Origin of the sequence: Aeromonas sp. s5, assembly GCF_040907865.1 — a bacterium.
Lineage (GTDB): Bacteria > Pseudomonadota > Gammaproteobacteria > Enterobacterales > Aeromonadaceae > Aeromonas > Aeromonas dhakensis.
Window position 1 is genome coordinate 41,856 of sequence record NZ_JBFOCO010000014.1, and the last position, 26,958, is coordinate 68,813.

Annotated in this window: 29 protein-coding genes; 16 read left to right on the forward strand and 13 right to left on the reverse strand. The window is 64.3% G+C overall.

The genetic code is table 11. The features are described 5' to 3' along the window. Positions 1–40: 40 nt before the first annotated feature. Complete coding sequence (locus tag AB5Y94_RS09525; protein ID WP_017783687.1) at positions 41–442, forward strand: STY0301 family protein; 402 nt, start codon at positions 41–43, stop codon at positions 440–442. A gap of 98 nt (positions 443–540) precedes the next feature. Here the strand turns inward: AB5Y94_RS09525 and AB5Y94_RS09530 are convergent, their stop codons facing one another. The 6 genes from AB5Y94_RS09530 to AB5Y94_RS09555 form a co-directional block, all read right to left on the reverse strand. Further along, positions 541–1,251 carry an HAD-IA family hydrolase gene (locus AB5Y94_RS09530; RefSeq protein WP_368205408.1) on the reverse strand — a complete coding sequence of 237 codons (711 nt, stop codon included), beginning with the start codon at positions 1,249–1,251 and terminating at the stop codon, positions 541–543. 38 nt (positions 1,252–1,289) lie between these two features. Continuing rightward, on the reverse strand, positions 1,290–2,267 hold the full coding sequence (gene xerC, locus AB5Y94_RS09535) for a tyrosine recombinase XerC (protein ID WP_017786029.1): 978 nt from the start codon (positions 2,265–2,267) through the stop codon (positions 1,290–1,292). Beyond that, positions 2,260–2,940 carry a DUF484 family protein gene (locus tag AB5Y94_RS09540; protein ID WP_017779784.1) on the reverse strand — a complete coding sequence of 227 codons (681 nt, stop codon included), beginning with the start codon at positions 2,938–2,940 and terminating at the stop codon, positions 2,260–2,262. Before AB5Y94_RS09540 ends, xerC begins: the two co-directional genes overlap by 8 nt. Before the next feature lie 79 nt (positions 2,941–3,019). Beyond that, a complete protein-coding gene (gene dapF, locus AB5Y94_RS09545; protein ID WP_005308255.1) occupies positions 3,020–3,850 on the reverse strand; it encodes a diaminopimelate epimerase in 831 nt (276 codons plus the stop codon). 65 nt (positions 3,851–3,915) lie between these two features. After that, positions 3,916–5,166, reverse strand: a complete 1,251-nt coding sequence (gene lysA / locus AB5Y94_RS09550) for a diaminopimelate decarboxylase (protein WP_201989551.1) — start codon at positions 5,164–5,166, stop codon at positions 3,916–3,918. A gap of 20 nt (positions 5,167–5,186) precedes the next feature. After that, positions 5,187–5,363, reverse strand: a complete 177-nt coding sequence (locus AB5Y94_RS09555) for a lipoprotein (protein WP_115599465.1) — start codon at positions 5,361–5,363, stop codon at positions 5,187–5,189. A gap of 73 nt (positions 5,364–5,436) precedes the next feature. Here AB5Y94_RS09555 and cyaY point away from each other — a divergent pair, with 73 nt between their 5' ends. After that, positions 5,437–5,751, forward strand: a complete 315-nt coding sequence (gene cyaY / locus AB5Y94_RS09560; RefSeq protein WP_005308252.1) for an iron donor protein CyaY — start codon at positions 5,437–5,439, stop codon at positions 5,749–5,751. After that, positions 5,748–6,401, forward strand: a complete 654-nt coding sequence (locus AB5Y94_RS09565) for an alpha/beta hydrolase (protein WP_124250105.1) — start codon at positions 5,748–5,750, stop codon at positions 6,399–6,401. The genes cyaY and AB5Y94_RS09565 overlap by 4 nt, the downstream gene beginning before the upstream one ends. 123 nt (positions 6,402–6,524) lie before the next feature. Here AB5Y94_RS09565 and AB5Y94_RS09570 read toward each other — a convergent pair whose 3' ends face one another. Continuing rightward, entirely contained in the window at positions 6,525–9,059 is a 2,535-nt protein-coding gene (locus AB5Y94_RS09570; RefSeq protein ID WP_010635310.1) for a class I adenylate cyclase, read from the reverse strand. A gap of 322 nt (positions 9,060–9,381) precedes the next feature. Between AB5Y94_RS09570 and hemC the strand changes: the two genes are divergently transcribed. Genes hemC through AB5Y94_RS09590 form a run of 4 tightly spaced genes read left to right on the forward strand, consistent with a single transcriptional unit; the run spans position 9,382 to position 13,339 of the window. Beyond that, the gene (gene hemC / locus AB5Y94_RS09575) at positions 9,382–10,311 is read left to right on the forward strand and encodes a hydroxymethylbilane synthase (protein WP_155292470.1); all 930 of its coding nucleotides are present in this window, start codon (positions 9,382–9,384) and stop codon (positions 10,309–10,311) included. Positions 10,312–10,357: 46 nt separating this feature from the next. Next, positions 10,358–11,092 carry a uroporphyrinogen-III synthase gene (locus AB5Y94_RS09580; protein ID WP_368205447.1) on the forward strand — a complete coding sequence of 245 codons (735 nt, stop codon included), beginning with the start codon at positions 10,358–10,360 and terminating at the stop codon, positions 11,090–11,092. Continuing rightward, on the forward strand, positions 11,089–12,165 hold the full coding sequence (locus tag AB5Y94_RS09585) for a uroporphyrinogen-III C-methyltransferase (RefSeq protein WP_065018406.1): 1,077 nt from the start codon (positions 11,089–11,091) through the stop codon (positions 12,163–12,165). The genes AB5Y94_RS09580 and AB5Y94_RS09585 overlap by 4 nt, the downstream gene beginning before the upstream one ends. 10 nt (positions 12,166–12,175) lie before the next feature. Next, positions 12,176–13,339, forward strand: a complete 1,164-nt coding sequence (locus tag AB5Y94_RS09590) for a heme biosynthesis HemY N-terminal domain-containing protein (protein WP_208200281.1) — start codon at positions 12,176–12,178, stop codon at positions 13,337–13,339. Positions 13,340–13,503: 164 nt separating this feature from the next. Here the strand turns inward: AB5Y94_RS09590 and AB5Y94_RS09595 are convergent, their stop codons facing one another. Next, positions 13,504–13,755: a YkgJ family cysteine cluster protein gene (locus tag AB5Y94_RS09595; protein WP_017408866.1), complete on the reverse strand. Its 252-nt coding sequence runs from the start codon at positions 13,753–13,755 to the stop codon at positions 13,504–13,506. 168 nt (positions 13,756–13,923) lie between these two features. After that, entirely contained in the window at positions 13,924–14,934 is a 1,011-nt protein-coding gene (gene glpX / locus AB5Y94_RS09600; RefSeq protein WP_005308234.1) for a class II fructose-bisphosphatase, read from the reverse strand. A gap of 220 nt (positions 14,935–15,154) precedes the next feature. Between glpX and AB5Y94_RS09605 the strand changes: the two genes are divergently transcribed. From AB5Y94_RS09605 to AB5Y94_RS09635, 7 genes are all read left to right on the forward strand, one after another. Beyond that, positions 15,155–16,219, forward strand: a complete 1,065-nt coding sequence (locus tag AB5Y94_RS09605; RefSeq protein ID WP_279463023.1) for a porin — start codon at positions 15,155–15,157, stop codon at positions 16,217–16,219. A gap of 117 nt (positions 16,220–16,336) precedes the next feature. Then, the gene (locus AB5Y94_RS09610) at positions 16,337–17,248 is read left to right on the forward strand and encodes an ABC transporter substrate-binding protein (RefSeq protein WP_201899811.1); all 912 of its coding nucleotides are present in this window, start codon (positions 16,337–16,339) and stop codon (positions 17,246–17,248) included. Between the two features lie 227 nt (positions 17,249–17,475). After that, entirely contained in the window at positions 17,476–19,518 is a 2,043-nt protein-coding gene (locus AB5Y94_RS09615) for a TonB-dependent siderophore receptor (protein ID WP_095591903.1), read from the forward strand. 65 nt (positions 19,519–19,583) lie between these two features. After that, positions 19,584–20,204 carry a PepSY-associated TM helix domain-containing protein gene (locus AB5Y94_RS09620; RefSeq protein ID WP_167385287.1) on the forward strand — a complete coding sequence of 207 codons (621 nt, stop codon included), beginning with the start codon at positions 19,584–19,586 and terminating at the stop codon, positions 20,202–20,204. A 176-nt stretch (positions 20,205–20,380) separates the two neighbouring features. Next, on the forward strand, positions 20,381–21,409 hold the full coding sequence (locus AB5Y94_RS09625; protein ID WP_336291729.1) for an acyltransferase family protein: 1,029 nt from the start codon (positions 20,381–20,383) through the stop codon (positions 21,407–21,409). A 127-nt stretch (positions 21,410–21,536) separates the two neighbouring features. Continuing rightward, positions 21,537–22,109: a hypothetical protein gene (locus AB5Y94_RS09630; RefSeq protein ID WP_095591900.1), complete on the forward strand. Its 573-nt coding sequence runs from the start codon at positions 21,537–21,539 to the stop codon at positions 22,107–22,109. Between the two features lie 125 nt (positions 22,110–22,234). Beyond that, complete coding sequence (locus tag AB5Y94_RS09635) at positions 22,235–22,669, forward strand: N-acetyltransferase (RefSeq protein WP_017783676.1); 435 nt, start codon at positions 22,235–22,237, stop codon at positions 22,667–22,669. On the opposite strand, the gene AB5Y94_RS09640 is transcribed toward AB5Y94_RS09635, so the two are convergent. After that, positions 22,666–23,031, reverse strand: a complete 366-nt coding sequence (locus AB5Y94_RS09640) for a helix-turn-helix domain-containing protein (RefSeq protein ID WP_026141169.1) — start codon at positions 23,029–23,031, stop codon at positions 22,666–22,668. The genes AB5Y94_RS09635 and AB5Y94_RS09640 overlap by 4 nt on opposite strands. 121 nt (positions 23,032–23,152) lie before the next feature. Between AB5Y94_RS09640 and AB5Y94_RS09645 the strand changes: the two genes are divergently transcribed. Continuing rightward, entirely contained in the window at positions 23,153–23,458 is a 306-nt protein-coding gene (locus AB5Y94_RS09645; RefSeq protein ID WP_017764631.1) for a monooxygenase, read from the forward strand. Here the strand turns inward: AB5Y94_RS09645 and AB5Y94_RS09650 are convergent. Both AB5Y94_RS09650 and AB5Y94_RS09655 read right to left on the reverse strand, forming a co-directional pair. Beyond that, positions 23,439–23,984, reverse strand: a complete 546-nt coding sequence (locus AB5Y94_RS09650) for a GNAT family N-acetyltransferase (protein ID WP_368205448.1) — start codon at positions 23,982–23,984, stop codon at positions 23,439–23,441. The genes AB5Y94_RS09645 and AB5Y94_RS09650 overlap by 20 nt on opposite strands. 5 nt (positions 23,985–23,989) lie before the next feature. Then, on the reverse strand, positions 23,990–24,610 hold the full coding sequence (locus tag AB5Y94_RS09655; RefSeq protein WP_024942172.1) for an outer membrane beta-barrel protein: 621 nt from the start codon (positions 24,608–24,610) through the stop codon (positions 23,990–23,992). A 213-nt stretch (positions 24,611–24,823) separates the two neighbouring features. Between AB5Y94_RS09655 and AB5Y94_RS09660 the strand changes: the two genes are divergently transcribed. After that, entirely contained in the window at positions 24,824–25,462 is a 639-nt protein-coding gene (locus tag AB5Y94_RS09660; RefSeq protein WP_019841017.1) for an exopolysaccharide biosynthesis protein, read from the forward strand. Positions 25,463–25,525: 63 nt separating this feature from the next. Here the strand turns inward: AB5Y94_RS09660 and AB5Y94_RS09665 are convergent, their stop codons facing one another. Continuing rightward, positions 25,526–26,800, reverse strand: coding sequence for an amino acid permease (locus tag AB5Y94_RS09665; protein ID WP_368205409.1), 1,275 nt, complete (start codon positions 26,798–26,800; stop codon positions 25,526–25,528). Positions 26,801–26,958: the final 158 nt, after the last annotated feature.

Below are 26,958 nucleotides of genomic sequence, written 5' to 3' on the forward strand. Positions count from 1 at the left end.
GTAGCATGGGAGCCCATACTTTCCATTCGAGACGTGTTTCATGCTGCTGACCGCGCTGGCCCTGAGCGCCACCCTGCAATTTGACTGCCCCGCCACCATCGAGACCCGCCAGCAACTGCTGGGCACGACCCAGGGGTGGCAGGCCGTCACCCGCAACGAGCTAGGGGAGCAGCACCAGCCTCTTCGCCACCGGCTGGAGAACCTGGCCCTGTTCGACGGCGACCCCGACGAGCGCGCCCAGCTCAAGCCGGACAACGGCGACAGCCACGCCATCCACTACTGGAGCCTGGATCGCCACAATCCGCGCCCCTTCTATCTGGTCTGCCACTACCAGGAAACGGCCATCACCCTGCAACAGGCGCTGCCCGCCGGGTTAGGCTACTGCCGGGTCAACCAGCCCGCCCCTTACGATCTCCGTGGTCTGATTTGCCGCAGTGAGTGACCGCTCCGGCATGACCGTGTGACGGTTTCGACCAACAGTGAATGAGCGGCCGACAAGGAATGCATGTCGGCTGTGAACTGGCGGCTGTTGAGGTCTGACTAGAGCAGCAGGTCGGCCAGCTCGCCCAGCGCGGCCAGCTCCACGTCCGGCAACAGTTGCAGCTGCTCTCTGGGTTGCTGATGCTCATTGAGCCAGGCGGCCTTGAAGCCGTGCAGCCGGGCCCCCAGCACGTCGGTCTGCGGGTGGTCCCCCACGTGCAAAATGCGGTCGGGGGCGAGCCCCAGAGCCTTTTGCACCTGCACGAACATGTCCGGCGCCGGCTTCATCCTGCTGCCAAGACCAGCCTTGCAGACCAGGGTGAAGTAATCCGCGAGGCCAGCCTGGGCCAGATCCAGGTTGCCGTTGGTGATCACTGCCAGCGGGTAGCGTGCCGCCAGCCGGGCCAGCAGGGCATGGGTCTGGTCGCTCACCTCTATCTTCGAGCGCTCGGCCAGAAAGCCGGCAAACACCGACGCCGCCTCACGCTCTGCCAACGCTTGTGTCATGCCCCCCGCCATCAGCGCGGCCTGGATGCCATGCCGGCGCGCCAGGCTGACGTCGTCGCGCAGCGCCGGTTGTTCCAGCAGCAGGTTGCGCTTGAGCTCCAGCCAGCGCGGCCTGTCCAGCATGGCGGTGGCCAGGTATTCGCTGCGCAGATGGGTCAGCATCCACTGCTCGGCTCGCTCGATGGCCGGGCCGTTGTCATAGAGGGTGTCGTCGAGGTCAAACGAGATGGCGGCCACCGGCTGCCAGCGGCGATAGAACTGCATGGTCTCTCCTCTTGTCGGGGCCGGCTACCCGGCCCCCGTCATTCGTCGTCCGGGGTAGCGGGATCCCGCTTCGCCCGTGGGTGGGCGCTGTCATACACCTTGGCCAGGTGCTGGAAGTCGAGGTGGGTGTAGATCTGGGTGGTAGAGAGATCGGCGTGCCCCAGCAGCTCCTGCACCGCCCGCAGATCGCCGGAGGACTCCAGCATGTGGGTGGCGAAGCTGTGGCGCAGCTTGTGGGGATGGACATGGGCGTTGAGCGCCTGTTTGTTGCCCCAGCCGTCGAGCCGCTCCTGCACCGAGCGGGCCGACAGGCGCTGCCGGCGTTTGGAGACGAACAGAGCCTCCTGCTCGTCGCCGGCCAGCAGCGGGCGCAGCTTGAGCCATTTTTGCAGCCACTCCACCGCCATCCGCCCCACCGGCAGCACCCGCTCCCGCGAGCCCTTGCCGGTCACCCTGAGCTGGCGCTCGTCGAGCTTCACGTCCGCCAGATTGAGCCCCACCAGCTCGGCGAGGCGCAGGCCGGAGGAGTACATCAGCTCCATGATGGCGCGATCCCGTACCGCCAGCGGATCCTGCTCGTCGGTGATGTTGAGCAGCTGGTACATCTCGTCCACGTCCAGGTTCTTTGGCAGCGGCCGCCCCTGCTTAGGGGTGACGATGCCGCGGGCCGGATTGGCGACCAGCCGCCCCTGGCGCACCTGCCAGTCGCAGAAGCTGCGCAGGGCGGAGACCTTGGTGGCGAGCGAGCGGGGCGCCAGCCCGGCCTTGTGCATCCGGGTCACCAGGCTGCGCACCTGGCTCGCCTCGAGCCGGGCCCAGTCATCGACCCCGAGCTTCACCAGCTCGGCGGTCATGGCTTCCAGATGGGCCTGGTAGTTGCTGCGGGTGTGGGGGCTGAGCTGGCGCTCGACCCGCAGGTATTCGATGAAGGCCGCGAGCTCCCCCGCCAGCGCGGCCGGAAGGGGCTCGGCGGCAGGCGCCGCCTTGGTGGAGGGGCTGGCCGGCGCCTTAGCCACGGGCCAGCTCGGGCAGGCGCAGCTGCAGCAGGCGGCCGAGCTGACCAAGCAGCAGGGTGTCGTTGTGGGGAGTGAAGTGACTCGGATCCGAGCTGGCGAAGGCCAGCACGCCGAGATCGCCAAGCCGCATCAGGGCCACCGAGTTGACCAGCACGTCGTGACCGAACAATGCCTGCTTCTCGCTCTGGTTGAGCCGGCCGAAGTAATAATCCTGCCCAGGCAGGCGCTGACCCAGCAGCTGTTCGAGCTGTTTGCCCTCCGCCATGAACTTCTGCTCGGGGCCGCTCAGCTGGAATTTTTTCGGGCTGAGCCAGAGCCGCAGGCCGGTCAGTCGCAGCCGCTGCACGAACGCCTTGCCCATCACGGCGCTCACCTCGAACAGGCTCTGACAGCCGTACAACTCGCCGTAGAGATCGGCATAGACCCGGAAGATCCGCTCGTTCTCGCTGGCAATCCCCATCAGCTCGGTGATCTCCTGCTCCAGCTGCTCGATGCGTTCGCGCTGGCGGTCAAGCTGGCGCTCCACCAGGGAGATGGCGCCCTTTTGTTCATGGGGAATGCGGATCCGGTCCAGCATGGCCGCGTGGCGCTGGAAAAACTCGGGATAACGGGCCAGGTACTCCAGCACTGTGGCTTCATCCACCAGTGGTTCCTGCCGTTTGAGTTCGCTCATAACTTGGTTGGTCCATCCGAAAAAGGGGCCAAGGGCCCCGACATTAGTGCTTGGCAGTGCGGGGGCTCCCCGCCCGTACCTATAACTCTATCTGGCCGTCAAACACGTGCTCGGCCGGCCCGGTCATGTAGACCGGCTGACCCGGCCCCTTCCAGGCGATGGTCAGCTTGCCACCCGGCAGGGTGACGGTGACCCGCTCCTTGAGCTTGCCCTGGCTGATGCCGATCACCACGGCGGCACAGGCGCCGGTGCCGCAGGCGAGCGTCTCGCCCACCCCGCGTTCGAACACCCGCAGCTTGATCTCGCTGGCGTTGACCGTCTCCATGAAGCCGACGTTGACCCGCTCGGGAAAGCGTTCATGGCGCTCCATGATGGGACCCAGGGTCTCCACCGGCGCATCGGCCACCGAGGGCACCTCGATAACGCAGTGGGGATTGCCCATGGAGACGGCCCCGCACATCACAGTATGCTCCTGGGCCCGCAGCAGGTAGGTTTTTTCCGCCTTCTGGGCCCGGAACGGGATCTTGCCCGGCTCGAACTGGGGCACTCCCATGTTGACCGTGACCTGGTTCTCCCCCTCCAGCTGCAGCACGATGCGGCCGCGCGCCGTGCTCACCGCGATGCGATCCCGGTTGATCAGCCCCTTGAGGCGGACGAAGCGGGCGAAACAGCGGGCACCGTTGCCGCACTGCTCCACCTCGCTGCCATCGGCATTGAAGATGCGGTAGTGAAAGTCGAGCTCGGGATCATAGGGCGGCTCCACCAGCAGCAGCTGGTCGAAGCCGATGCCGAAGTGGCGATCCGCCAGCTTCTTGATGACGTCATTGCTGAAAAACACCTTCTGGGTGACGCCATCCACCACCATGAAGTCGTTCCCGAGGCCGTGCATCTTGGAAAAATCTATCAACATCGTGCGTTCCTGTACCCTTGTTCACGCTCTCACCCGGAGGAACGCTTAGAGAAATCCATCAACCATCAGGGCAGCAAATGCTCACCGCGCCAGAGATCCGCCAACTGCTCGCGCTCTCTGATGAGGAACGACTGCGCCCCGTCCACCAGCACTTCGGCGGCGCGCGGACGGGTGTTGTAGTTGGAGGACATGGTAAAGCCGTAGGCACCGGCGGAACGCACCGCCAGCAAGGAGCCCTCGGCGATCGCCAGAGTGCGCTCCTTGCCGAGGAAGTCACCGGTCTCGCAGACCGGGCCGACCACGTCGTAAACCGCCTGCTTGTGGCTCGCGCGGCTGTCCACCTCGATGATGTTCATCCAGGCGCCGTAGAGCGAGGGGCGCAGCAGATCGTTCATGCCGGCATCGATCAGGGCGAAGTTGCGGCTCTCGCCCGGTTTGAGGTACTCGACCCGGGTCAGCAGCACGCCGGCGTTGGCGACGATGGCACGGCCCGGCTCGAACAGCAGGGTCAGATCCCGGCCCGCCAGCTTCTGCTTGAGCGCCTCGGCATATTCGCTGGGATGGGGTGGCTGTTCGGCGCCATAGTTGACCCCCAGCCCCCCGCCCACGTCCAGGTGGTGAATGTGGATGCCTTCCGCCGCCAGGCCGTCGATCAGCCGCAGCAGCTTGTCGGCCGCCTCCATGAAGGGGTTGAGTTCGGTGAGCTGCGAGCCGATATGGCAATCCACCCCGACGATCTCGATGTTGGCCATGGCCGCCGCCTTGCGATAGATGGCGGGCGCCAGCTCGATGGGAATGCCGAACTTGTTCTGCTTGAGGCCGGTGGAGATATAGGGATGAGTACCGGCGTCGATGTCGGGGTTGACCCGCACCGACACCCGGGCCTTCTTGCCCATGCTGCCCGCCACCCGGTTCAGACGCTCCAGTTCGGCTTCCGACTCCAGGTTGAAGCAGAGGATCTCTTTATCCAACGCGAGGCGCATCTCGGCCTCGCTCTTGGCGACGCCGGAGAAGACCACCTTGGCCGGATCGCCGCCCGCCGCCAGCACCCGCGACAGCTCGCCGCCGGAGACGATGTCAAAACCCGAGCCCAGGCGGGCCAGCAGGTTGAGCAGCGCCAGGTTGGAGTTGGCCTTGACCGCGTAGCAGATCAGATGGGGGATATCGCCCGCCGCCTTGTCGAAGGCGTGCCAGTGACGTTCCAGGGTGGCGCGGGAGTAGACGTACAGCGGGGTGCCATACTGCTCGGCAAGTTGTTGCAGCGAGGTGTGTTCGGCCTGAAGCTGGCCGTCGGCGTCGTAGTTAAAGTGATCCAAGGGGGCGGTTCCTTCCTAAATTAGTGCGGCGCGGCCTCTGGGGCAGCCTCGGCGGTCGCAGGCGTCTGTGCTTGCGGTGTACTCTGGGTCTGGGGCTGCTCGGGGGGTGGCATGTAGAGCGGTCCCGTCAGGCCACACGCGGCCAAACCAAGAGACAGAAGAGTGGCAAGCAGACACTTGGTAAGCTGGGTAATCATAATGGTTCGCTGCGAAAAAATTTTTGGCCCTCTATAATCGCACTCACATTGTTAAAAGCAACAGGATAAACCGATGAAGGATCATGAGTATCACGCCCTGACCGACGCCTTTTTCCAGTATGTGGAAGACACCATCGACGAGGGGTATCCGGATATCGACTGCGAACGCGCTGGCGGGGTCTTGACCCTGAGCTTCGAGAACAAGACCAAGGTCATCATCAACAAGCAGGAGCCCCTGCACCAGATCTGGGTCGCTACCCGCGAGAACGGCTTCCACTTCGAGCTGCAAGGGGAGAGCTGGATCGACAACCGCTTCGGCCACGAGCTCAAGACCCTGCTGAGCCAGGCCTGTAGCTCCCAGGCGGGCGAGCCCGTCCAGTTCCCATGATCGATCTGCACCCTGCCGATGCCCGTCATGCGGTGATCTGGCTGCACGGGCTGGGGGATTCCGGCGCTGGCCTGGCCCCCTTGGTGGATGCGCTGGCCCTGCCCGCCGACCTGCCAGTGCGTCACCTGCTGCCCGATGCGCCCGAGCGGCCCATCACCATCAACATGGGCTACAAGATGCGCGGCTGGTACGACATCAGAAGCTTCGAGGATCCGGCGGATCGCGCCGTGGAGTCCCACGTCAGGGAGTCTGCGGCCCGCATCGCCGCGCTGATCGAGCAACTGGTGACCGAGGGCTTTGCCCCCGAGCGCATTGTGCTGGCCGGCTTCTCCCAGGGGGGCGTGATTGCCTCCTTCACCGCCCTGCGCCTGCCGCAGCGCCTGGCGGGCCTGCTCTGCATGTCCACCTACCTGGCGGCGCCCGACGCCCTGCTTGGCGAGATGAGCGAGGCAGCCCGCGACCTGCCCATCTGCTACATGCACGGCATCTATGACGACGTGGTGAGCCTCTCCATGGGCTGGGACGCCAAGAACCGGCTGGAAGCGGCCGGGCTCTCCCCCGAGTGGCACGAGTACCCCATGCGCCACGAGATCTGCCGCCCGCAGCTCGACGACATCCGCCAGTGGCTGCTGGCCCGCCTCGCGGGCTGAGTCAACCGCGGATAGCCAAACGGCCTGCAGATGCAGGCCGTTTTCATTCGATATGGGCGATGATCCTGTGCAGCAGGGGGCCTAGACCAGGGCGCTTGCGCGCACGCCGGACCGGCCCCAGCCCTACCCCGCGCCTGCGGCGGAACCGAGCTCGCGCCCTTGGCCACCGTCACGCAACTGACCCTGGCTGCGGTAGGGGATCACCTCCAGCTCGCCATTGATCTGCACTATCTCGTAGTACTGGGGCAGGTTGAAGTTGCTGAACTGGCCCGCGTCGCTGAAGCGCTCGTGGCTGGAGGTGTAGAAACGGTTCACCCCCTGCACCAGCTCATCCTTGTTGCCGGCGAAGTGCTGGTAGATCTCCACCCGGTTCGCCTCGTCCAGGATATAGATGTTGGTGCCCGCGTCCCGGGTATCGAAGAAGAACTGCACCAGCCCCTCGCTGGCGTAGGCGTCGACGATGCCGGGCAGGTGCTGGCTGTGGGTCTTGTCGAGCCGCAGCGGCAGGTGATCCAGCTTGTTGTGGGAGATGTGGCGGTAGAAGTCGACCGCATTCTCCAGTTTCTTGACCGACACCCCGCGCCGCTCGAAGAAGATGCCGTACTTCTCCTTGCCGAGCGCCAGCGTCTTGACCAGCTGCTGCTTGTCGCGGGCCAGACGTAGCTCGATGCACTCGGCCACCAACTGCTGGAAGCGGCTGCGCACCAGGGAGCGGAAGTGCTGGCTGTAGCAGAACACCTCTATCATCTCGGGAGCGGCGGCATCCTGGTGCATCTTGCCGAGTATGGTGGTGAGGGCGTCTACCACGGCTTCGTCCCCCTGGAAGTGGAGGGTACGGATCTCGCTCCAGGAGTTGCGATAGACCAGATCCACCGACCCCACCAGACACTCCAGGTTGCGGCCGAACGAGAAGACGTCGGCGGCGTTGGCGTCGAATTCGATCACCTGACCCACCCAGTGGCTGGTCGGGTCCGTCTCCAGGTTGAGGAAGATGGAGAGCTGGCGAATTTCGCACGGCCGGCTCAGGGCCAGGTTGGTGGCACGGGGATACTTGACCGGGAAGGTGCCGGAGAGATCGCGACAGAACTGGTGCAGGTTGTCGATGTGCAGATCCGAGCCCTGGTTGAACAGGTGCACCCGGGACTGGGGCGTCAGCAGACCGTTGAAATAGGCCCAGGAGACCAGCTTGCTGATGTAGCCGTTATATTCGAGCGGCGCCCGGCCGATGATGTCCACCGGCTCCAGCGAATGCTTGTAGAGATACCAGCCGGCGCGGTTCAGGCGGCCGTGCGGCACCTGCACGAAGCTGAGATCCGGCTCGCTCAAGTCCGGCGCTATCTTGAGGTTGATGCGCTGCACCTTGCCCGGCAGGCTCTCGAACGCGGCATAGAGCTTGCGCGACAGTATGCCGATGTCTTCCGGGTTGATGGACTCGCTGATGTTGTTGCGCCGGGCAAACTGGATGAGGTTGCGGTAGCTCTGCATCAGGGCCTCCAGCAGCTCGGCGTAGGCCACCTTGACGTCCTCCACCTTCCACTCCTGGCGGTGATCCAGATGCTGCAGCCGCTCCCGGCTCCAGCCCCAGTAGTCCACCAGCTGGGTCATCAGCTCGCGGCGCCAGGCCGGGGAGTGATCCTCCTTCGGATGGCTCAGGCCGTCGCACACCTTGAGATAGAAACAGCGGCGCACCAGATCGAGCCGCTGCATGTCGCCGATGGATTTGAGGTAGTTGGTTACCTTGTCCAGCATCAGGCAGTAGTTGTCGAGCCGGTAGTGCATCCCCTCGTTGTGCTGGAACCAGTCGCGGCTGGTCACCGACAGCAGGCGGGTGTTGGGGTACTCGTGGGAGTAGGCCTCCATCAGCACCGACTTGAGCACTGCCTTGTAGGGGGAGTCGATCCCCTTGTAGAGCTGCCAGAGGGCGGAGCCGAAGTACTCCTCGGCCGGAATGCGGTTGAAGCCCCCCAGATCGAGCCAGTCATCCTGGCTCAGCTTGCCGTGGGCAAACAGGCCGTTGACGTAGTCGTCGTAGTGATCGTCATACTCGGCCGGCACCAGATACCAGAGCAACCGCTTGCCGGCGATGTGCATGGCGCTGCGGTAGAACTCGTCGAGCAGCAGCAGGTGCTGGGCGCTGCCGCAGCTCTCCCCCTGCATCTGGGCGTCGTTGCGCTGGCGGAACTTGTCCTCGGGGATCAGGAAGAAGTTGAGATCGACCCCCCGCTGCTCGGCCCACTTGGAGAGCTGCTGACACTTGAGATCCAGCAGTGCGAGCCGCTCCTGCGACAGACCGGCCACATGGCAGACCCAGATGTCGAGATCCGAATGGCAGCACTGACCGATGGACGAGGTGCTGCCCATGGAGTAGAGCCCCTGGATCGACTTGTCATGGGTGGTGAGGCCGTTCTGGCAGTTGGCGTTCTGGCAGAGATCCTCGATGAAGGCCTGCTGGGCGTCGTTGGCGGTAAAACTCCAGATGCCGTGCGGCACATCCCCCGCCACATAACCGGGCAGCAGGGGGTGATTGAAGTGCAGCATGACGGGTAACAGCTGGAAGACCTGCTGCCCGTAGCGACTCATGAGACCTAACGCCCGCTGCGTCTTGAGACGATTGATGTCGTCGTAGCGCGCCACCAGCGTGTCGAGTTTTACCAGCAATGCCCTGCCTATACGAGGTGATAAATGACGCACCAAAACGGGGAGACGTCAAAAAAGTGTGATCATGTTAACAATGCAAACAGCGGTGGTAAACAAGCCCGCACACAATCGCCGGATTATTTATGACAAGTCACTAAACAGTATCATTGGAAAGCAATAATTTTTTTAAATTTCAATCAATTAACCTTGCATTTTAGTTTAATGAAAATCATTTTCAGCCGCTGTTTTTGAGCTTGGCCCCGCTTTTGCCGGCTGTGCCATGAAAGCCCCTGCAAAGGGTGGTAAGATCGTTTTCCTTCTAAAGATGAAACAACTGATTGATATGGCAGCCCGAACCCTGAAAATTGCCACTCGCAAGAGCCCCCTGGCCATGTGGCAGGCCAACTTCGTTAAAGACCGGCTGGAAGCCCTGTACCCCGAGTTGCAGGTCGAGCTGGTCCCCATGAGCACTCAGGGTGACAAGATCCTGGATACCCCGCTCGCCAAGGTCGGCGGCAAGGGGTTGTTCGTCAAGGAGCTGGAAACGGCCATGCTGGAGGGACGGGCCGACATCGCCGTGCACTCCATGAAAGACGTGCCGGTGGAGTTCCCCGAGGGGCTCGGCCTGCACACCATCTGCGAGCGCGAAGATCCGCGCGATGCCTTCGTCTCCAACCGCTTCACCGCCATTGACGAGCTGCCGCAAGGCGCCGTGGTCGGCACCTCCAGCCTGCGTCGTCAGTGCCAGCTGCGAGCAGCACGCCCGGATCTGGTCATTCGCGACCTGCGCGGCAACGTCAACACCCGTCTCGCCAAGCTGGACGCCGGTGAATACGACGCCATCATCCTCGCCGCCGCCGGCCTGAAACGGCTGGAGATGGCGCACCGCATCACCGCCTTCATCGAGCCGGAACAGAGCCTGCCCGCCAACGGCCAGGGCGCGGTCGGCATCGAATGCCGCCTCGACGATCACGAGCTGCACGCCCTGCTGGCACCGCTCGAGCACCCCGAGACCCGCATCCGGGTGCTGACCGAGCGCGCCATGAACCGCGCCCTGCAGGGGGGCTGTCAGGTCCCCATCGGGGCCTATGCCCTGGTAGAGGGAGAGGAAGTGTGGCTGCGCGGCCTGGTGGGCAGCCCGGATGGCAGCCGCGTCATCCGCGACGAGATCCGCGGCCCGCTGGCCGACGGTGAAACCCTCGGTCACACCCTGGCCCAGCGCCTGCTGGCCGATGGTGCCGATGCCATCCTGGCCGAGGTCTACCGGGCATGAGTGCGGGCCGGTTCGAAGCATGGCGGCCATGCCGGAGCCAGCCCTGATGGTCCCGCTGGTGGTGCGCCCGGCCGCCCAGGCCGCCGAGCTGGTGGCGCTGCTGCGCCAGCACGGCCACGCACCGCTCTGCTGCCCGCTGCTGGAAACCGTGGCGGGCGGCGAGCTGCAGCGCCTGCCCGAACTGCTACCCCAGGCCGACATCGTCATCGCCGTCAGCATGCATGCAGTTAATTTCACTCATCATTTTCTGTTGCAAACTGGTCAGACCTGGCCAAATATTGACTACTTTGCAGTCGGCCAGGCCAGCGCGGACGCCTTTTCGGCCGTCGGCATCACGGCAGCCCGCCCGGAGGATCCGCGCAGCGAGGGGCTGCTGGCCCTGCCCGGTCTGCAACAGGTGAACGGCAAGCGGGTGCTGATCCTGCGCGGCAATGGCGGCCGGGATCTCATCGCCCGGACGCTGGCCTCACGCGGCGCACTGGTGCACTATTGTGCGGCCTATGAGCGCCACTACCCCGCCCTGGACGGGGACGCATTGACCCGCCACTGGCAGGCGGCCGGGCTCGACAGCCTGCTCGTCACCAGTGGCGAACTGCTGCAACGGCTGCTGGAACTGGTCCCAGACCAACAGCAGCCCTGGCTGCACGACCGCCTGCTGGTGGTCCCCAGCCCGCGGGTGGCCGAGCTGGCCGCGGCGGCGGGCTTTACCCATATCACGATTGCCCAGGGTGCATCCAACCAGGCCCTGACGGCCGCTCTGGAACTGAGGAAGATGGAATGACTGAACAGCAAGAAGTCCAGCCGAGTGCCGCGGCCTCCGTGGCCGACAACAAGCAACCCGGCCAGCAGGTCAGCAACAACAAGAAGGGCGGCTCGGGTGCAGTGCTCGGCGGCATCGCCATTCTGCTGGCACTCGGCCTGACCGGCGGACTCTATCTGCACGGCCACCAGAACGCGGTGGCCCAGCAGGCCGAACTTGGCGCCCTCAAGCAGCAGCTGGCTGACGCCATGGCCAAACTGGATCAGAGCAACAGCAAGGATGGCGAACAGCTGGCCGCCCTCGGCAAGCAGCAGCAACTGCTGCAGGACGAGCTCAAGGGTCTGCAGACCCGGGTGCTGGATCTCAATGACAAGCGCCCCAACGACTGGATGCTGGCCGAATCCGAATACCTGGTACGGATGGCCGGTCGCAAGCTCTGGCTGGAACACGACCTCGTCTCCGCCATTACTCTGCTCGGCAATGCCGACGAGCGCATCAAGGCGCTCAACGATCCCAGCCTGATGCCCATTCGCAAGGCGCTGGCCGAAGACATCGCCCAGCTCAAGGGGATGCCGCGCATCGACCGCGAGGGGCTGACCCTGAAGCTGGCCGCCCTCTCCGATCAGATCGAGCTGCTGCCGCTCTCTACCGTCAGCATGCCGGAAGCCAAGGCAGAGCCGGATCAGGCCGTCAGCACCAACCCAGACGAGTGGGAGAGCAATCTCAAGAAGAACTGGGTCAAGTTCACCGAAAACTTCATCACCATCCGTCGTCGCGACGGCGCGGTGGAGGCCCTGCTCTCCCCGCAGCAGGAGATCTTCCTGCGCGAGAACCTCAAGACCAAGCTGCTGCAGGCCCAGCTCGCCGTCTACCGCGAGCAGCAGGCCCTCTATGACGACAGCCTGGACAAGGCCCAGCGCTGGCTGACCCAGTATTTCGACACCGACAACAGCGCCACCCACTACATGCAGTCCGAGCTGGACAAGCTCAAGGGGGAGCAGATCCAGTTCAACTACCCGGATCGCTTCAAGACCCAGGCCATGCTGGAAGAGGTGCTGACCGAGCGCCTGCAGCGCATTCTGGCCAGCAACTGAGGAGGGCACCATGATTCGTCTGATTGTACTGGTGGCCGTGATGGTGGCCGGCCTCATCTTCGGCCCGCAGGCCTCCGGCAACAAGGGCTATGTGCTGATCTCGCTGGGCAACTACACGGTGGAGTCCTCGGTCACCAGCGCGGTGATCCTGGCGGTGCTGTTCTACGGTCTGCTGCTCATTGTCGAGTGGGTGCTGGGCCGGGTATTCGGCCTGCGCCGCAAGACTCTGGGCTGGTATGGCTCGCGCCGGCGCCGCAAGGCCAACCAGCAGACCGTGGCCGCCACCCTGGCCATGGCCGAGGGGCACTACAGCCAGGCCGAGAAGCTGATGCTCAAGGGCGCCAGCAACAGCGACACCCCGCTGCTCAACTACCTGAGCGCCGCCAAGGCGGCCCAGGCCCGCGGCGATGACGTGCGCCGGGATCAATACCTGCAAAAGGCGCAGGAGGAGAATCCCAAGGCCGAGCTGGCGCTGACCCTGACCCAGACCCAGTTGCAGATCGAGCAGGGCCAGTACGACACCGCGCTGGCCATGCTGGAATCCGTCTACTCCCTCAACCCGCGCCATCCCATGGTGCTGGATCAGCTGCGCCAGGTGCACCTGGCCCGCGAGGACTGGACCGCCCTCATCGACCTCATTCCGGCGCTGCACAAGGTGGGCAAGCTCACCCCCAAACAGGAAGAGGATCTGCTGCAACAGGCCTGGCGTGGCCGCCTCAGCGCCGCCAGCGGCGCCCTCGATACCCTGCGCCCGGTGTGGCAGGCGCTGCCGCGGAAGCTGCGCCAGGATCCCGAGCTGCTGGCCGCCTATGGCGATCGCCTGCGCCAGCTGGGGGCCGACAATGAAGCGGCCGAGCTGTGGCTGGATGCACTTCGCAAGCAGGTCTCGCCCCAGCTGCTGGCCCGCCTGCCCAAGCTTAAGCTCGACAGCTACCAGCCCCTGCTGACCCTGCTGCAGAAGATCCAGGATCAGCCGGGCGTCGACGCGGCGCTGGCCCAGGTTTACCTGCTGGCCGGTCAGCTGGACGAGGCCCAGCGTCTACTGGAGCAGGAGGTCGCGAAGGCGCCGAACGCCGCCGTCTACCACGCCCTCGGTCAGGTGATGGACAAGCGCCGCCTCACCAACAAGGCCAACGAATACTACCGCCAGGCATTGCAACTGGCCGACGTCTGACGCCAGTTCGTCGCGAAACAAAAAGAGGCCGCAGTTGCGGCCTCTTTTTGTTGGGATTATTGGGATTGCTCTAGATGGCGGCCCTCCCTTCTCCCCTCGCGGGAGAAGGGTCGGGGATGAGGGGAAACCAGCAACCACCCTCTCCCTGAGGAAGAGGGTGAGACTCAGGCCGTCAGTCGCTCCAGCTCACCGATAAGCCAGATAGCCTCTTCCCGGTGGTAGCCGCACACGTCCTGCATGGGACGAAAGCCGCCGCACACCGCCGGCCGCTCTGGCTGGCCGAAGATCTTGCAACCCAGCCGCGCATCGAGCTGCACGCAGGGCACGCCGGCCGGTTTGCCGTCGGGCATGCCGGGAATGGCGCTGCTGATACTGGGGGCGATGCAGCAGGCACCGCAACCTTGACGGCATTCCATGTAATGCTTTCCTCGGCAGGGTGCGCCAGTGTAGCAAAGGGCGGGGATTTTCCTCACTGTTATCCCGGCCCCGCCATGAAATAGTGCCCTTGCCAACAGACAACAAAAAGCCCGACAGTGTCGGGCTTTTCAGACGGTACCATGGGGGTTACCCCACGCGCATCCAGCTTACAGGATGATATCGCGCACCACGCTGTCTTTGCGGTCCAGGAAATGGATCGACTTGATGCGACGGATGGTCCGCGACTTGCCACGGATCAGCAGGGTCTCGGTGGTCGCCATGACGCCGTCGCTGGTGATGCCGTCCAGCAGATCACCCTTGGTGATGCCGGTGGCCGAGAAGATGACGTTGTCATTCTTGGCCAGGTCTTCCAGCTTGAGCACCTTGCTCACGTCGATGCCGAGCGCCTCGCAGCGGGCAATTTCCTGCTCGCCCAGCGCACGCACTTCCGGGCTGTCGCCCTTGACCTGATGACGGGGCACCAGGCGGGCCTGCATGTCGCCGTCCAGCGCGCGGATCACCGCCGCCGAGATCACCCCTTCCGGTGCGCCGCCGATGCCGTACAACATGTCCACTTCGCTGTCCGGCAGACAGGTGAGGATGGAGGCAGCCACGTCGCCGTCGGGAATGGCGAACACCCGCACCCCCAGCCCCTGCATCTCCTTGATCGCCTTGTCGTGACGCGGCTTGGCCAGAGTGATCACGGTCAGGCGGGAGAGCGGCTTGCCGAGCGCCTTGGCCACGGCCTTGAGGTTCAGCTCGAGGGCCTGATCGAGGTCGATGGCACCCTTGGCCTTGGGACCCACGATCAGCTTCTCCATGTACATGTCGGGGGCCTTGAGGAAGGAGCCCTTGTCGCCAACGGCCAGCACGGCCAGGGCATTGGCCTGACCCATGGCGGTCATGCGGGTACCCTCGATGGGATCGACCGCGATGTCCACCGCGTCGCCCATGCCGGTGCCCACCTTCTCGCCGATGTAGAGCATGGGGGCTTCGTCAATTTCACCCTCGCCGATCACAATCTCACCATCGATCTGGATCTGATTGAGGATATGGCGCATGGCCGCAACGGCCGCCCCATCGGCGATATTCTTGTCACCACGTCCGAGCCACTTGTAGCCAGCCAGTGCAGCCGCTTCCGTCACTCGGGAAAACTCGATTGCCAGTTCACGTCTCATCGCATATCCAACCTTTGGAGCTCGAAAACGGGCGGCATTCTACCACAAGGGCAAACCTTTGCGCGCAAAAGTGGCGGTTCGTCACACAAAACACGGCCCTTTCACCAATTTGACATCAAACCGCCACCGACACTTCACGAGAGTGTCACCCCGCTGTCATCCCCCCTGCCTAGCATGGCCCCCGTCTTTTACAACAAAGCTTGCAACACAAGGGATTAAGATGAAAAAGCTGACTGTAGTGGCACTGGCTCTCACCGCGGCCTTCCAGGCTCACGCCGTTGAAGTTTACAAGAATGACACCACCACCCTGGATCTGTACGGCCGCATCTACGCCGGCCAGTTCTTCGGTGACAAGAAGGAAGGGGTCGACAGCACCCATCCGAACGGCACCCAGGAGTACAGCGACAAGCAGGGCGCCAACCAGTTCGTCCGCTTCGGCGCCAAGGTCGACAGCCAGATCAACAGCCAACTGAAGGCGCTGGCCCAGTACGAAGTGCAGATGTACATCAACGACAGCGAGAAAACCATCAGCGAGAACTCCGACAACCTGCGCACCCGTCTGGCGTTCGCCGGTGTCGGCGCCGACTGGGGCAACATCACCTTCGGTCGCCAGAAGGGTGCTCCGGGCTTCCTGGCCGACTGGACTGACGTTTCCCTCTCCGACGGCTACGGCAACGAGGCCCTCGGCGCCAAGACCGACACCTTCGCCACCAACCGCGCCGGTTCCGTGCTGAAGTACTCAGGTCTGTTCAACGGCTTCCAGATCGATACCAGCTACAAGTTCGACGGCGGTGACACCGAAGAGACCACCAGCAAGGACAGCGATGCTGCCTACGGCGCCGCCGTGGCCTACACCTTCCCGTTCAATCTGGCGCTGGGTACCGCCTACAACGTGGGTATCCGCGACAAGAACGGGGAAGAGGATGCCAAGCTGTGGCTGCTCTCCGCCAAGTACGACAACAAGGCAGTCTACGCCGCCCTGAGCTATGCGGACGGCACCGACTTCCTGGCCACCGGCAAGGATCACACCGGCTGGGAAGGGGCGCTCGGCTACAACTTCGAGAACGGCTTCGGCCTGATGGCGCTGTGGAACAAGCAGAAGGTAGAGCAGGACGGCAAGGCTGACTACGACTCCATCGACTACTACACCCTGGGCGCCCAGTACAAGTTCAACAAGAACCTGCGCGTCATCGGCGAGTACCGCATCAACAACCTCGACAGCAAAGAGAGCGGCAAGCTCAACGTCAAGGATGACTTCCAGCTGGCGGCCCGCTACGACTTCTAAGTCGGGCCCCTCTGCTCTGCGCGCGCCGGCTGATGCCGGCGCGCTCTTTTTTGTCCGCCCCGACGCGCCCGGCCCTCCATGATCTAGGCTCAACAGAGCCAAGACGAGGAGATCATCATGCCGCTACGCCTGCTCATCTGCTGCTGCCTGCTCTGCGCCTTGCCCGTTCAGGCGCTGACCATCGCCATGGTGCTGTGGCGCGGCGAAACGGACGCCGAGCGCGGCTTTCGCGACGAGCTGAACCGGCTCGGCCATCACCCCACCTTCGTCACCTTCAACGCCAATCAGGACAGAACCGCGCTGGCCACCCTGCTGCGCCAGCAGCTGCTGCCTTCCCTCGCCGACTACGACTACATCTACTGCTTCGGCACCACCGCCACGGCCATGGTCAAGAGCTTGGTGGGCAACCGCAAGCCGCTGATTTTCAGCATAGTGTCCGACCCCGTCGGGGCCGGCTTCCTGTCCGACGACAAGACGGAAAACCGGATGGTGGCCGGCACCAGCAACATGGTGCCGATGGCGCTGCAGCTCGCCAACGCCCGCCGCTATCTGCCCGCCAGCAAGGGGCTGCTGCTGCCGTTCAACCCGCGCGAGCAGAACACCCTGCTGACCGGCGAGATGCTGCTGCGCGAGGCCCGGCGCTACCAGTGGGAACTCACCACCTGGCGCATCGCGCCGGACAAGCGGCGACTGGCCAACGAGCTCAAGCGGCTGCAGCGCGACGCCAAAGAGAGCATCGTGTTTCTCGCCGCCGACAGCTACCTGCTCTCCATCGCCCCCGAGCTGCTGGCCGCCCTCAACGAGGCGGGCATCCCCACCATCTGCAGCGCCGAGCTCTATGTGGAGCACGGCTGCACCATCGGCACCATCAGCAGCTATCAGGCCCTCGGCCGGATGGCGGCCAACATCATCCACCGCAACCTGCAGGGCACCCCGCTGCAGGATATCCCGCTACAGACCGACCCGGCGCCGCGGCTGGTGCTGGGCAAACAGCTGGCCGGGATCGCCCCCGCCACCGCCGACCACTGAGCCCCTCATCCCCCTTCTTCTCTCCTCCCGTTACCTTGCCGACAGGGCCCCCTGCCGGCAAGGCGAGTCATCCGATACCCAGCCCCATCGTCAAAACATGTTTCTATTGCACAGCTAATGAAAATCAATATCATTAGCATCCTCTCAAATGAGAGAGAACAAAATAATTACAAATAAATCAACAAGTTCAGACCATCAGGTCGCTTCTTCAAGAGTCAACACGCAACATGCACACACCTCACCACCCGCGCACTCTGCTGAGTGTCGCCCTGCTGGCCCTGAGCGCCGGCGCACACGCCGAAGACGAGACCATGACAGTGGTCGGCAAACGCAGCCAACATGAAGAGGTCGCCACCGCGACCCGCACCAACACCCCGGCCAAGCTGGTGCCGCAGGCCATCGACAGCGTCAAGGCGAGCGAGCTGACCGCCTTCGGCCAGCCCACCCTGAGCGAGGCCCTGACCGGCATCCCCGGCGTCAACGCCAGCGGTGACACCCGCTTCGACGGCGTCAACATCCGCGGCTTCAGCGCCAGCAACGACTTCTATCTGGACGGTTTTCGCGACGACATGCAGTACACCCGCGACCTTGGCAACACCGAGCGGGTCGAAGTGCTCAAGGGGCCGGCGGCGGTGCTCTATGGCCGTGGCAGCACAGGCGGCATCGTCAACCGGGTCAGCAAGAAGCCGCAGAAGGGGCTGGAGTCCAGCGTCAGCGCCCAGGTCGGCAGCTTCGACAGCCGCCGACTGGCTGCCGATCTCAACGGTGAAGCGGGTGAGCAGGTGCAGGTGCGCCTCAACCTGGCCCAGGAAGACAAGGACAGCTTTCGCAACGGCGTGACCAGCAAGCGCACCCTGCTGGCCCCCTCCGTCAACTGGGAGATCAACGACAAGCTGAACTGGCTGCTGCAGTACGAGCGCAACGAGCACGACCGCACCCCGGATCGCGGCATCCCCGGCGTCAACGGCCGCCCGGCCGACGTGCCGAAGGAGTATGTGTACAGCGATACCCGCCGCGACTTCATCGACGATGTGGCCCAGTCCACCCGTTCGCGCCTCAGCTGGGACATCAACGATCAGTGGCAACTGCGCCAGCAGCTGGGCTACACCAGCCTCGACAGCCAGTTCGACAACACCTATGTCACCAGCGTCAAGGGTGACAAGGTGACCCGCGCCCGCTGGCAACAGGATCTCAAGGCCAACAGCCTGATCAGCAACACCGAGGTCGAAGGCCAGCTGCAGACCGGCCCCGTCGAGCACCGCCTGCTGGTGGGCTTCGAGCAGAACTGGCAGGAGCGCACCCCCAAGCTCTACCAGAACGCCACCGCGATCCCGGCCGGCAACCTCTATGATCCGGGCTCCCTGCCCACCTACGATGGCGCCATGAAGCTCTCCAGCGACGCCAACCACAAGGTGCGCGGCTACGGCCTCTATGTGCAGGATCAGCTCAGTCTGGGCGACTGGCACCTGCTGGCGGGTCTGCGCCGCGACGACTTCACCGTCACCAGCCGCCGCAACGACCTCAACAAGGAGGAGACCGTCTCGGTCACCAGCCTGAGCCCGCGCCTGGGCCTGGTGTGGAACCCGATCGAGGAGCACGCCTTCTACGTCTCCTACAGCAAGACCTTCACCCCGGTGGGCGGGGAGCTTATCGGCATCACCCCGGGCGACAAGAACAACAACCTGGATCCCCAGCACACCCGGCTGTACGAGGGCGGCGTGAAGAGCGACTGGCTGGATGGCCGCCTGGCGACCACCCTCTCCCTCTACCGGCTGGAGATGTACAACAAGCGCAGCAAGGATCCGCTGGATCCCACCAAGGTGATCCTCACCGGCCTGCAGCGCACCGAGGGGATCGAGCTGAGTGCCCGCGCCCAGCTGACCGACGAGCTCTACCTGCGCGGCGGCATCGCCATCCAGGATGCCGAGCAGGTCAAGGCGGACGCCGATCTGCAAGGCAAGCGGCCGATGAACGTCTCTCGCCAGAACGGCGAGCTGTTCGCCGGCTATCAGAGCGGCAAGCAGGGCTGGTTCGGTGAGACCGGGGTGACCGCGGTGGGCGATCGCTTCGCCGACAACGCCAACACCACCACCCTGCCCGGTTACGCCCGCTTCGACGCCCGGGCCGGCTACCGCTGGCAGCAGTGGGAAGCCCAGCTGAGCGTGGAGAACCTGACCGATCACGACTACTTCGTCAGCGCCACCAGCGCCTCCCAGATCATGCCGGGCACACCCCGTCAACTGCATCTGAGCGCCGCCTACCGCTTCTGATCCCTCCCTTTTCCCGATCCCTCTGGCCAGCTCCTGCTGGCCAGATTTTTATGAAGCACCGAGCAATGAGACGCAGAAAACTCCCCCTGCACAACAACAAGTGGGTGCGCCGCATCCACGCCTGGGCCGGCTTTGCCACCCTCACCCTGATGCTGCTCTACGGCCTCACCGGCCTCTGGCTGCAACATAGGGCCGTGCTGCCGCTGCCCGGCCCCCACACCGACAAATCCAGCGAAGAGATAGTGCTGAGCGCGCCGCTGACCAGCCCGGATGAGCTGAAAAGCCTGCTGCAACAACGCTATGCAGCAGGGTTCGAGGAGGGGCGCGTCCAGCTCACCCCATCCCAGACCCTGCCCACCCCCGACGGCCCGCTCACCCTGCCGGCCCGCTGGGAGATGCGCGGCGTCACCCTGAGCGAAAGCGTGGCCGCCAGCTATGTGGAAGGCACATTGCTGGTGCGCACCGAACTGCAGCAGGCCAACTTCGCCGCCAGCCTCAACCGGCTGCACCGCGGAATGGGCACCGGCCTGCCATGGCAGCTGGTGGGGGATCTGGCGGCGCTGGCCATGCTACTGCTGGCCCTCACCAGCCTGCTGATGTGGAACAAGCTGCACGGCCCGGCCGCGCGCGGCATCTCCCTGCTGCTGCTGGGCGCCCTGGTCACCGTGCTGGTGGCCCTGCTCTAGCGCATTTACCGACGACAAAACGGGATCTGTCTCTCGGCGGCGGTAACCTTGCCCACACCTCGGGTAACAAAGGGTAACCGGACGCCGATGGGGCTCACAGTTGCCGGCCTGGCGGCTGGATAGGGAGCACCTGCGGCTGATAGGGTGCGCCCTCAATCCCAGCGGCAAGAGGCAGCATGCGCATCTCCAGCATCGAATGCGGACGAGTGGTGGCTATCCTGGCGGTGATGACCATTCACCTATCCCCCTTCAGCAACCCCTTCGACCCCACCCTGTGGGACGGCACCCTCTACTTCTGGCTCGGTGGCGTCATCAACCAGCTCTGCCGCTTCGCGGTGCCGCTGTTCTTCCTCTGTGCCGGCTACTTTCTGCAACCCGCCCTCGCCGCAGGCCACCCGCTGACGGTGGCGCTGCGCTACTGCCGCCCGCTGCTGGGGCTCTGGCTGGCGTGGAGCCTGCTCTACCTGTTGATCCCCTTCAACCCCCTCGCGGCGGTGAGCGAGGGCTACCTGCCGGCCATGGCAGGCCAGTGGCAGATGCAGCTGGGGGATCCGCTCAACGCCTGGTGGGTGGGCGGCATGATCCACCTCTGGTTCCTGCCCGCCCTGATGCTGGCGGTGCTGATCCTGGCGCTCTGCCAGCAGGCCCGGCTGGCCCTGCTGCTGGGCGTCCTGCTCTACGGGCTGGCCCTGCTCGGCGGCTCCTATGGACCAACTCTGCTGGGGGGTGAATGGGCCCTACTGACCCGCAACGGCCCCTTCTTCTCGCTGCTGTTCGTGGCTCTCGGCGCCGAGCTGCGCCTGCGTGCCTGGCAGCCGGACGCCAGGCGCTGCGCCCTGCTGATGATGGCGGGGATGGGGCTCTACGCCCTAGAGGCCGCAGGGCTGCTGCACTTTGCCAACGTGCCCCTCAACCGCCACGACTTCCTGCTGGGTTCGCTCCCCTGGGCGCTGGGGCTGTTCGGCCTGCTGCTGGCCAACCCCGGCTGGGGCCGGGGCAGCTGGCTCGAACGCCAGGCCCCCAAGGTGCTGGGCCTCTACTGTCTGCACATGATGCTGGTGGTGTGGCTGATGATCTTCGGCCCGCAGGGCAAGCAGCTGTGGTGGGAGCTGCTGAAGGTGCCGGCGCTGCTGGCGCTCACCCTGCTCGGCTATCGGCTGTTGGCGGCGATCCCGGCCAGTCGCTGGCTGCTGCGGGCCCGCTGAGGGAATAGAGGATGGGAGGGAGGCAGATCCCTCCCCACTCGAGGCTGAATGATGGGTTCAATTTTTATTCATCGCGGATAGATAAACTCCGGGACTCCTTAAACGCGAACCCAGGAGTCATCATCCCATGACGTTGTTCACCAAGACCCTGTTTACCAAGCAAGCTGGCCTTGTCCTCGTTCTGCTCGCCGCCAGCGGCTCTCTTAGCGCCGCCGAAATCGCCAACAACAACATCACCGAAGCCGAGATCAAGGCCGCCCAGGATGCCTGGGGCAAGGCCCTGATCCAGATCAGCGACGACTACCGCAGCGGCGGCATCGACAAGGCCAGGGCCACCGCCGGCGCCGTGCTCGACAGCGCCTACGGCTACGCTCAGGGGCCGGTACTGTTCAAGCCGACCCTGGCCGGCGGCGAGCAGACCTTTCGCATCAACCGGGAGGGGGCGCTGGCCTACTTCGTCGGCAACAACAAGGCCTATCCCGCCGACAGCGGCTTCGCCCTCAAGAACTGGCAGAGCTACGACTACAGCAATGCCGCCGTCTACATCAACGGCGACATGGCCCTCACCATGGGCAAGGTGCACCTGACCGACCGGGACAACAAGCAGACCACGGTCGACAAGACCTGGGGCTTCAAGAAGGGGGACGACGGCAAGATACGCATCGTGCTGCACCACTCCTCCCTCCCCTACGCCGGCTAACGGCAACAGGCGACCTGAGGGTCGCCTTTTTTGTTACGAGGGCACCACTTTTGCCCGCTGGCGGGTGACGGCAGAGCCTGTGCTGCTACCATGCCCCTCATTTGACGAATCCAGACGAGACACTCATGCAGATACGCCCCTTCACCCCGGCTGACACCGAGGCCGTCCTCGCCATCTGGCTGGAGGCCTCCCTGCAGGCCCACCACTTCATCGAGCCCGCTTACTGGCACGCCAACCTGGCGCCGATGCGGGAGATCTACCTGCCCGCCGCCGACAGCCAGGTGCTCTGCCTGGGTGACCAGCTGCTTGGCTTTTACTCCCTGCACGAGGGCTCCCTGGCCGCCCTCTTCGTGGCCCCTGCGCAGCAGGGGAAAGGGCTGGGCAAGGCCCTGCTCGAGCACGCCAAGGGGCAGTTGCCGACCCTGCGGCTGCAGGTCTATCAGCAGAACCGGACTGCGTGCGACTTCTATCGCTCGCAAGGATTTCAGGTGGCGGCCGACGCCGTGGATCCCCACACCGGCTGCGCCGAGTGGGTGATGGTCTGGCCGGCGCAGGATTAACCGGGCTCGCCGAGATGGGGGTCGGCGCGGGCTGCCCCCGCTTCGCTCTGCGCCAGCAGATCGCCGTGGCTCAGCGCGAAGTCGTGCATCTGCTGGAGCAGGGGGATCAGGGCGACCCCGAGCGGGCTCAGGCTGTACTCCACCCGGGGCGGCACGTCCGGGTAGAGGGTGCGGATGATGACGCCGTCGCTCTCCAGCTCCTTGAGCTGGGCGGTGAGCACCTTCTGGCTCACCTCGGGCAGGCTGCGACGCAGGTCGCCAAAGCGCAGGGTCTGCGCGCGCAGATGAAACAGGATGGCCGGTTTCCATTTGCCGGCCAGCAGGCGCAGCACCCGGTAGGCGGGACAGGGCAGTGAGGACAAGGGATGGCTCGCGAGTGGTTACTTTGCGGTAACTATGCCACGAAAATGTGCCTTCTTGCAGCCAAGTTGCCGGCTTCCTATGATGCGGATTCCGTCAATCAACACCCACGAGAGGTGCACCATGCCCAGCCTGCTGCAGATCCATTTCAACTTCCCCGCCGAGCTGATGGGGCCGGCCCTCACGAGCGCGGCCATGCCGCTGGCCGAGTCCATCACCAGGGAGCCGGGCTTCATCTCCAAGATCTGGACCGAAAACCCGCGCACCGGCGAGGCGGGTGGCATCTATCTGTTCGAGGATGAGGCGAGCGCCCTCGCCTACGCCACCATGCACGAGCAACGGGTGCTCGCCATGGGCGCCAGCGCAGTGCAGTTCAAGCTGTTCGACGTCAACGAGCCCCTCAGCCGCCTCACCCGCGGTCTGCTGTGATCCCCTCGCCCAGCGCCAGGCGGTAGCAGCCATCCTGCTGCCAGACAAAGCCCAGCCGCTCAAACAGCCGCTGGCTGGGCAGATTGTCCGGCTCGATATCCGCCACCAGCGTGGCAAGGCCGAGCTGGCGGGCATAGGCGATCAGGGCCGTCAGCGCCTCTGTCATCCATCCCTCTCCCCAATGTCTGCGAGCCAGCATGCAGCCCACCTCCGCCTGGCGCAGACCAGCCTCGCCCGCAAAGCTGTGCAGGCCGCAGGTGCCGATCAGGCGGCTGCGGTCGCGCACCACCACCCCCCACTCCAGCGACTCGCCGGCAGCCAGCAACCGCTCCACGCTCGCCAGCATCTGCGCCACGGTGGCGAGGGAGGGAAACGGTGGCTCGCCGACGAAGCGCATCACCAGGGGATCCCCGTAGATGGCGAACAGATCGGCGCTGTCTTTGGCCTCAAACGCCCGCAACAGCAGCCGCGGGGTCGACAACGAAGGCAGTGTACGGGGCAGGGGCGGCAGGGCGCTGCGGTGCATCAGGCTCAAAAGCGCAGGGTCAGGCCGATATTGGCCTGCCACTGGGTCACCAGCTCGCCGCGCACCTTGAACACGCACTGATCCGGGTTGCAGAGAAACTGGCTGTTGTCGTTGACCAGGGCGCCATAACCGCGCACCTCGGCCCGCAGCGCCAGATGCTCGGTCAGGCGCGGCTGCACCCCGAGCGCCAGCGACATGGAGGGGGCGACGTCGCTGTCGTAGGCGGCAAAGCGGGTCGCCCCGATCCCGGCGCCGATATAGGGGGCCATCAGGTTGTCCGACAGGGTGAGCGCCCCGGCGAAGTGGAGGGTATCCACCGTCAACCGCTCCGGCTGATCGGGGGAGAGGTGGGTGGACTGGTGGCTGTAGAGCAGCTCTATCATGCCGGGGTCATCCACCTCCCTGCTGATGAACAGGCCCCAGCTGCCGGAGCGCTCCCCCTGCAAGGACTCCAGCCGGGTGGCGACGGGCGTCGGTTGGGGGTCGTCGTTGGCCTCGAAGTCGATGGCCGAGCTGTAGCCGAAGAACGGCGTCACCTGCCAGCCGGGGGTGGCCTCCCCCTCTACGCTCCAGGCCTGCCCCAGCGGCAACAACAGCCCCATCATCATGATCCCTGCTCGTTTCATCACGGCTCCTCCGTGCGCTGCACCAGTGCCCGTCAAGCATATCAGAGCCCCCTGGCCCCTATCCTAAACCCAGCCTGTATCGCGCCGTTTTCGCCGCAAGGATCACACTCGGCCGTCCCGCCCGTTATTCATCCCCGATTAACCTCTGCCCCGTATGCTGGCCGGCAACCGGCTCATGGTGGGCCGGTGCCACTCACCAGAAGGACACAGGGAATGGTTGCCGCGCAACTCAACGACCCCCAGAACAAGCTCTCCGACACCCTGCGGGCCACCGCCCACGCCATCGAGGATAGCCATATCAGCCTGCGCCAGATGCTGGCCCTAGTCGGCGAACAGGGCATGCTGCTGTTTTGCGTGCTGCTCACCGTCCCCTTCCTGCTGCCGGTCTCCATCCCCGGCGTCAGCACCCCCTTTGGCCTGTTGATCCTGTTTATCGGCATCGGCATCACCCTCAACCGGGTGCCCTGGCTGCCCGCCATCCTGATGGAGCGCCGCTTCGCCGCCGATCAGCTCAAGCCGACCCTGCACAAGGGGGCGGATCTGCTGGCCCGCATCGACCGCTTCATCCGCCCGCGTCTGCTGTTGCTGACCGGCAGCAGCACCATCAACCGCTGCAACGGCCTGCTGATCATGCTGGCGGCCCTGCTGCTGATGCTGCCGCTCGGGGCCATCCCCTTCACCAACGCCATGCCGGCCTGGGCCATCCTGCTGCTGGCCATCGGCATGCTGCAGCGCGACGGCCTGTTCGTCGCCAGCGGCTACCTGCTGGTGAGCGCCACCCTGGTCTGGTTCAGCGCCCTGGCCATCGGCCTGCTGATGGCCGGCCAGAGCGTCTCCACCCTGCTTGGCTAACGGCAACACCAAGAAAAAGGGCGACCAGATGGTCGCCCTTTTTGACTTGTGCGGGATCCGCCGTTACAGCAGATCGTAGATAAGGGCCGAGATGGCCAGCAGCCCGATCACCAGCACGAAGAGGGTGCTCGCCCCGCGATAACGCTGGAGGGCAGGCAGACGATAGATGGAGCAGGCCGGCAGCAGGAACAGGATCACCGCGATGAGCGGCCCGCTCACCTTCTCGATGATCTCCAGCACGTTCGGGTTGAGGTAGGTAATCACCCCGGTCACCACGAACAGAATGACCGACGAGACCCGCGCTATGGTCGCTTCACGCAGCGACAGCCCCAGCCCCCGGCAGGCACCGTTCACCATGCTCACCGTCCCCTCGCTCACCCCCATGGAGGTGCCGAGGAAGGATTTGGACATGGCCAGAATGGCGATAAGCGGCCCCACGTAGGCGATCAACGGATTGGAGAACTTGTTCGCCAGCGCCGACAGCACCGAAATATTGTCGATGCGGGCCTGCGCCATCTCGGCCTGACTCAGGCTCATCACGCAGCTCACCACGAAGAACAGCACGCTGCCGCAAATCAGCAGGCTGCTGCACTTGATGATCCGCTTGGCGCGCTGGTCGGCGCTCGCCTGACAGCGCTTCTTCTGCGCCGCGCTGAAGGAGGAGATGATGGGGGCGTGGCTGAACGAGAACACCATCACCGGCACGATCAGCCAGAGGGATTTCCAGAACGCCGGGTCACGCCAGTCCACCCCCTGACTCTCGCTGAAATAGGAGAGGCTCCACTGGGGCAGCAGATAGATGGAGAGGCCGATGAGGAAGGCAACCATGGGCAGGGCCAGCACGCTGATGGCTGACACCACGATCTGCTTGCCCGCCAGCAGCACCAGGTGCAGCCCCAGCATCACCCCCAGCACCAGCAGGCCGCGCGGGATCTCGGCATTGCCCAGCTGGTGCACCACAAAGCTCTGGATCGCGTTGGTGATGGAGATGCTGTAGACCAGAATGATGGGGTAGAAGGCCATCAGGTAGACCAGCATCAGCAGCTTGCCTGCCCGCGCACCGAAGTGCTCTTCCACCACGTGGGTAATATCCCCTTCCCGGTGGGAGCTGGATAATACGAAACGACTCAATGCCCGATGGGAATAATAAGAAAGCGGAAATGCCATCAATAATATAAACAGCAAAATAACCGGCGAATTACTGCCAACGGTAATTGGGAGAAACAGTGTACCGGCACCGACTGCAGTGGCATATAAGCCCATAGTCCATACCGAATCACTTTTCTCCCATTTCAACTTTGATGCGGAATTACTCTTCTCAGCAATAGCAACACTCATTGCGATATACACCTTATTAATCTGTCATCTTATATTTTATTGGCCCGTGTAATTAGGCGTGGCGACATGCCGTGGCATATCGACCGGATCGTAGAAAAAACAAGCCCGCCTGCGATCAACATGATCACCAAGAGGAAACGGGGATGCCACGCTACCAT

Coding starts and splice junctions, on each gene's coding strand:
- AB5Y94_RS09525 (WP_017783687.1), top strand. CDS start 41: ATGCTGCTGACCGCGCTGGCCCTGAGCGCCACCCTGCAATTTGACTGC.
- AB5Y94_RS09530 (WP_368205408.1), bottom strand. CDS start 1,251: ATGCAGTTCTATCGCCGCTGGCAGCCGGTGGCCGCCATCTCGTTTGAC.
- AB5Y94_RS09540 (WP_017779784.1), bottom strand. CDS start 2,940: ATGAGCGAACTCAAACGGCAGGAACCACTGGTGGATGAAGCCACAGTG.
- dapF (WP_005308255.1), bottom strand. CDS start 3,850: ATGTTGATAGATTTTTCCAAGATGCACGGCCTCGGGAACGACTTCATG.
- AB5Y94_RS09555 (WP_115599465.1), bottom strand. CDS start 5,363: ATGATTACCCAGCTTACCAAGTGTCTGCTTGCCACTCTTCTGTCTCTT.
- cyaY (WP_005308252.1), top strand. CDS start 5,437: ATGAAGGATCATGAGTATCACGCCCTGACCGACGCCTTTTTCCAGTAT.
- AB5Y94_RS09565 (WP_124250105.1), top strand. CDS start 5,748: ATGATCGATCTGCACCCTGCCGATGCCCGTCATGCGGTGATCTGGCTG.
- hemC (WP_155292470.1), top strand. CDS start 9,382: ATGGCAGCCCGAACCCTGAAAATTGCCACTCGCAAGAGCCCCCTGGCC.
- AB5Y94_RS09580 (WP_368205447.1), top strand. CDS start 10,358: ATGGTCCCGCTGGTGGTGCGCCCGGCCGCCCAGGCCGCCGAGCTGGTG.
- AB5Y94_RS09585 (WP_065018406.1), top strand. CDS start 11,089: ATGACTGAACAGCAAGAAGTCCAGCCGAGTGCCGCGGCCTCCGTGGCC.
- AB5Y94_RS09590 (WP_208200281.1), top strand. CDS start 12,176: ATGATTCGTCTGATTGTACTGGTGGCCGTGATGGTGGCCGGCCTCATC.
- AB5Y94_RS09595 (WP_017408866.1), bottom strand. CDS start 13,755: ATGGAATGCCGTCAAGGTTGCGGTGCCTGCTGCATCGCCCCCAGTATC.
- glpX (WP_005308234.1), bottom strand. CDS start 14,934: ATGAGACGTGAACTGGCAATCGAGTTTTCCCGAGTGACGGAAGCGGCT.
- AB5Y94_RS09605 (WP_279463023.1), top strand. CDS start 15,155: ATGAAAAAGCTGACTGTAGTGGCACTGGCTCTCACCGCGGCCTTCCAG.
- AB5Y94_RS09610 (WP_201899811.1), top strand. CDS start 16,337: ATGCCGCTACGCCTGCTCATCTGCTGCTGCCTGCTCTGCGCCTTGCCC.
- AB5Y94_RS09615 (WP_095591903.1), top strand. CDS start 17,476: ATGCACACACCTCACCACCCGCGCACTCTGCTGAGTGTCGCCCTGCTG.
- AB5Y94_RS09620 (WP_167385287.1), top strand. CDS start 19,584: ATGAGACGCAGAAAACTCCCCCTGCACAACAACAAGTGGGTGCGCCGC.
- AB5Y94_RS09625 (WP_336291729.1), top strand. CDS start 20,381: ATGCGCATCTCCAGCATCGAATGCGGACGAGTGGTGGCTATCCTGGCG.
- AB5Y94_RS09630 (WP_095591900.1), top strand. CDS start 21,537: ATGACGTTGTTCACCAAGACCCTGTTTACCAAGCAAGCTGGCCTTGTC.
- AB5Y94_RS09635 (WP_017783676.1), top strand. CDS start 22,235: ATGCAGATACGCCCCTTCACCCCGGCTGACACCGAGGCCGTCCTCGCC.
- AB5Y94_RS09645 (WP_017764631.1), top strand. CDS start 23,153: ATGCCCAGCCTGCTGCAGATCCATTTCAACTTCCCCGCCGAGCTGATG.
- AB5Y94_RS09650 (WP_368205448.1), bottom strand. CDS start 23,984: ATGCACCGCAGCGCCCTGCCGCCCCTGCCCCGTACACTGCCTTCGTTG.
- AB5Y94_RS09655 (WP_024942172.1), bottom strand. CDS start 24,610: ATGAAACGAGCAGGGATCATGATGATGGGGCTGTTGTTGCCGCTGGGG.
- AB5Y94_RS09660 (WP_019841017.1), top strand. CDS start 24,824: ATGGTTGCCGCGCAACTCAACGACCCCCAGAACAAGCTCTCCGACACC.
- AB5Y94_RS09665 (WP_368205409.1), bottom strand. CDS start 26,800: ATGAGTGTTGCTATTGCTGAGAAGAGTAATTCCGCATCAAAGTTGAAA.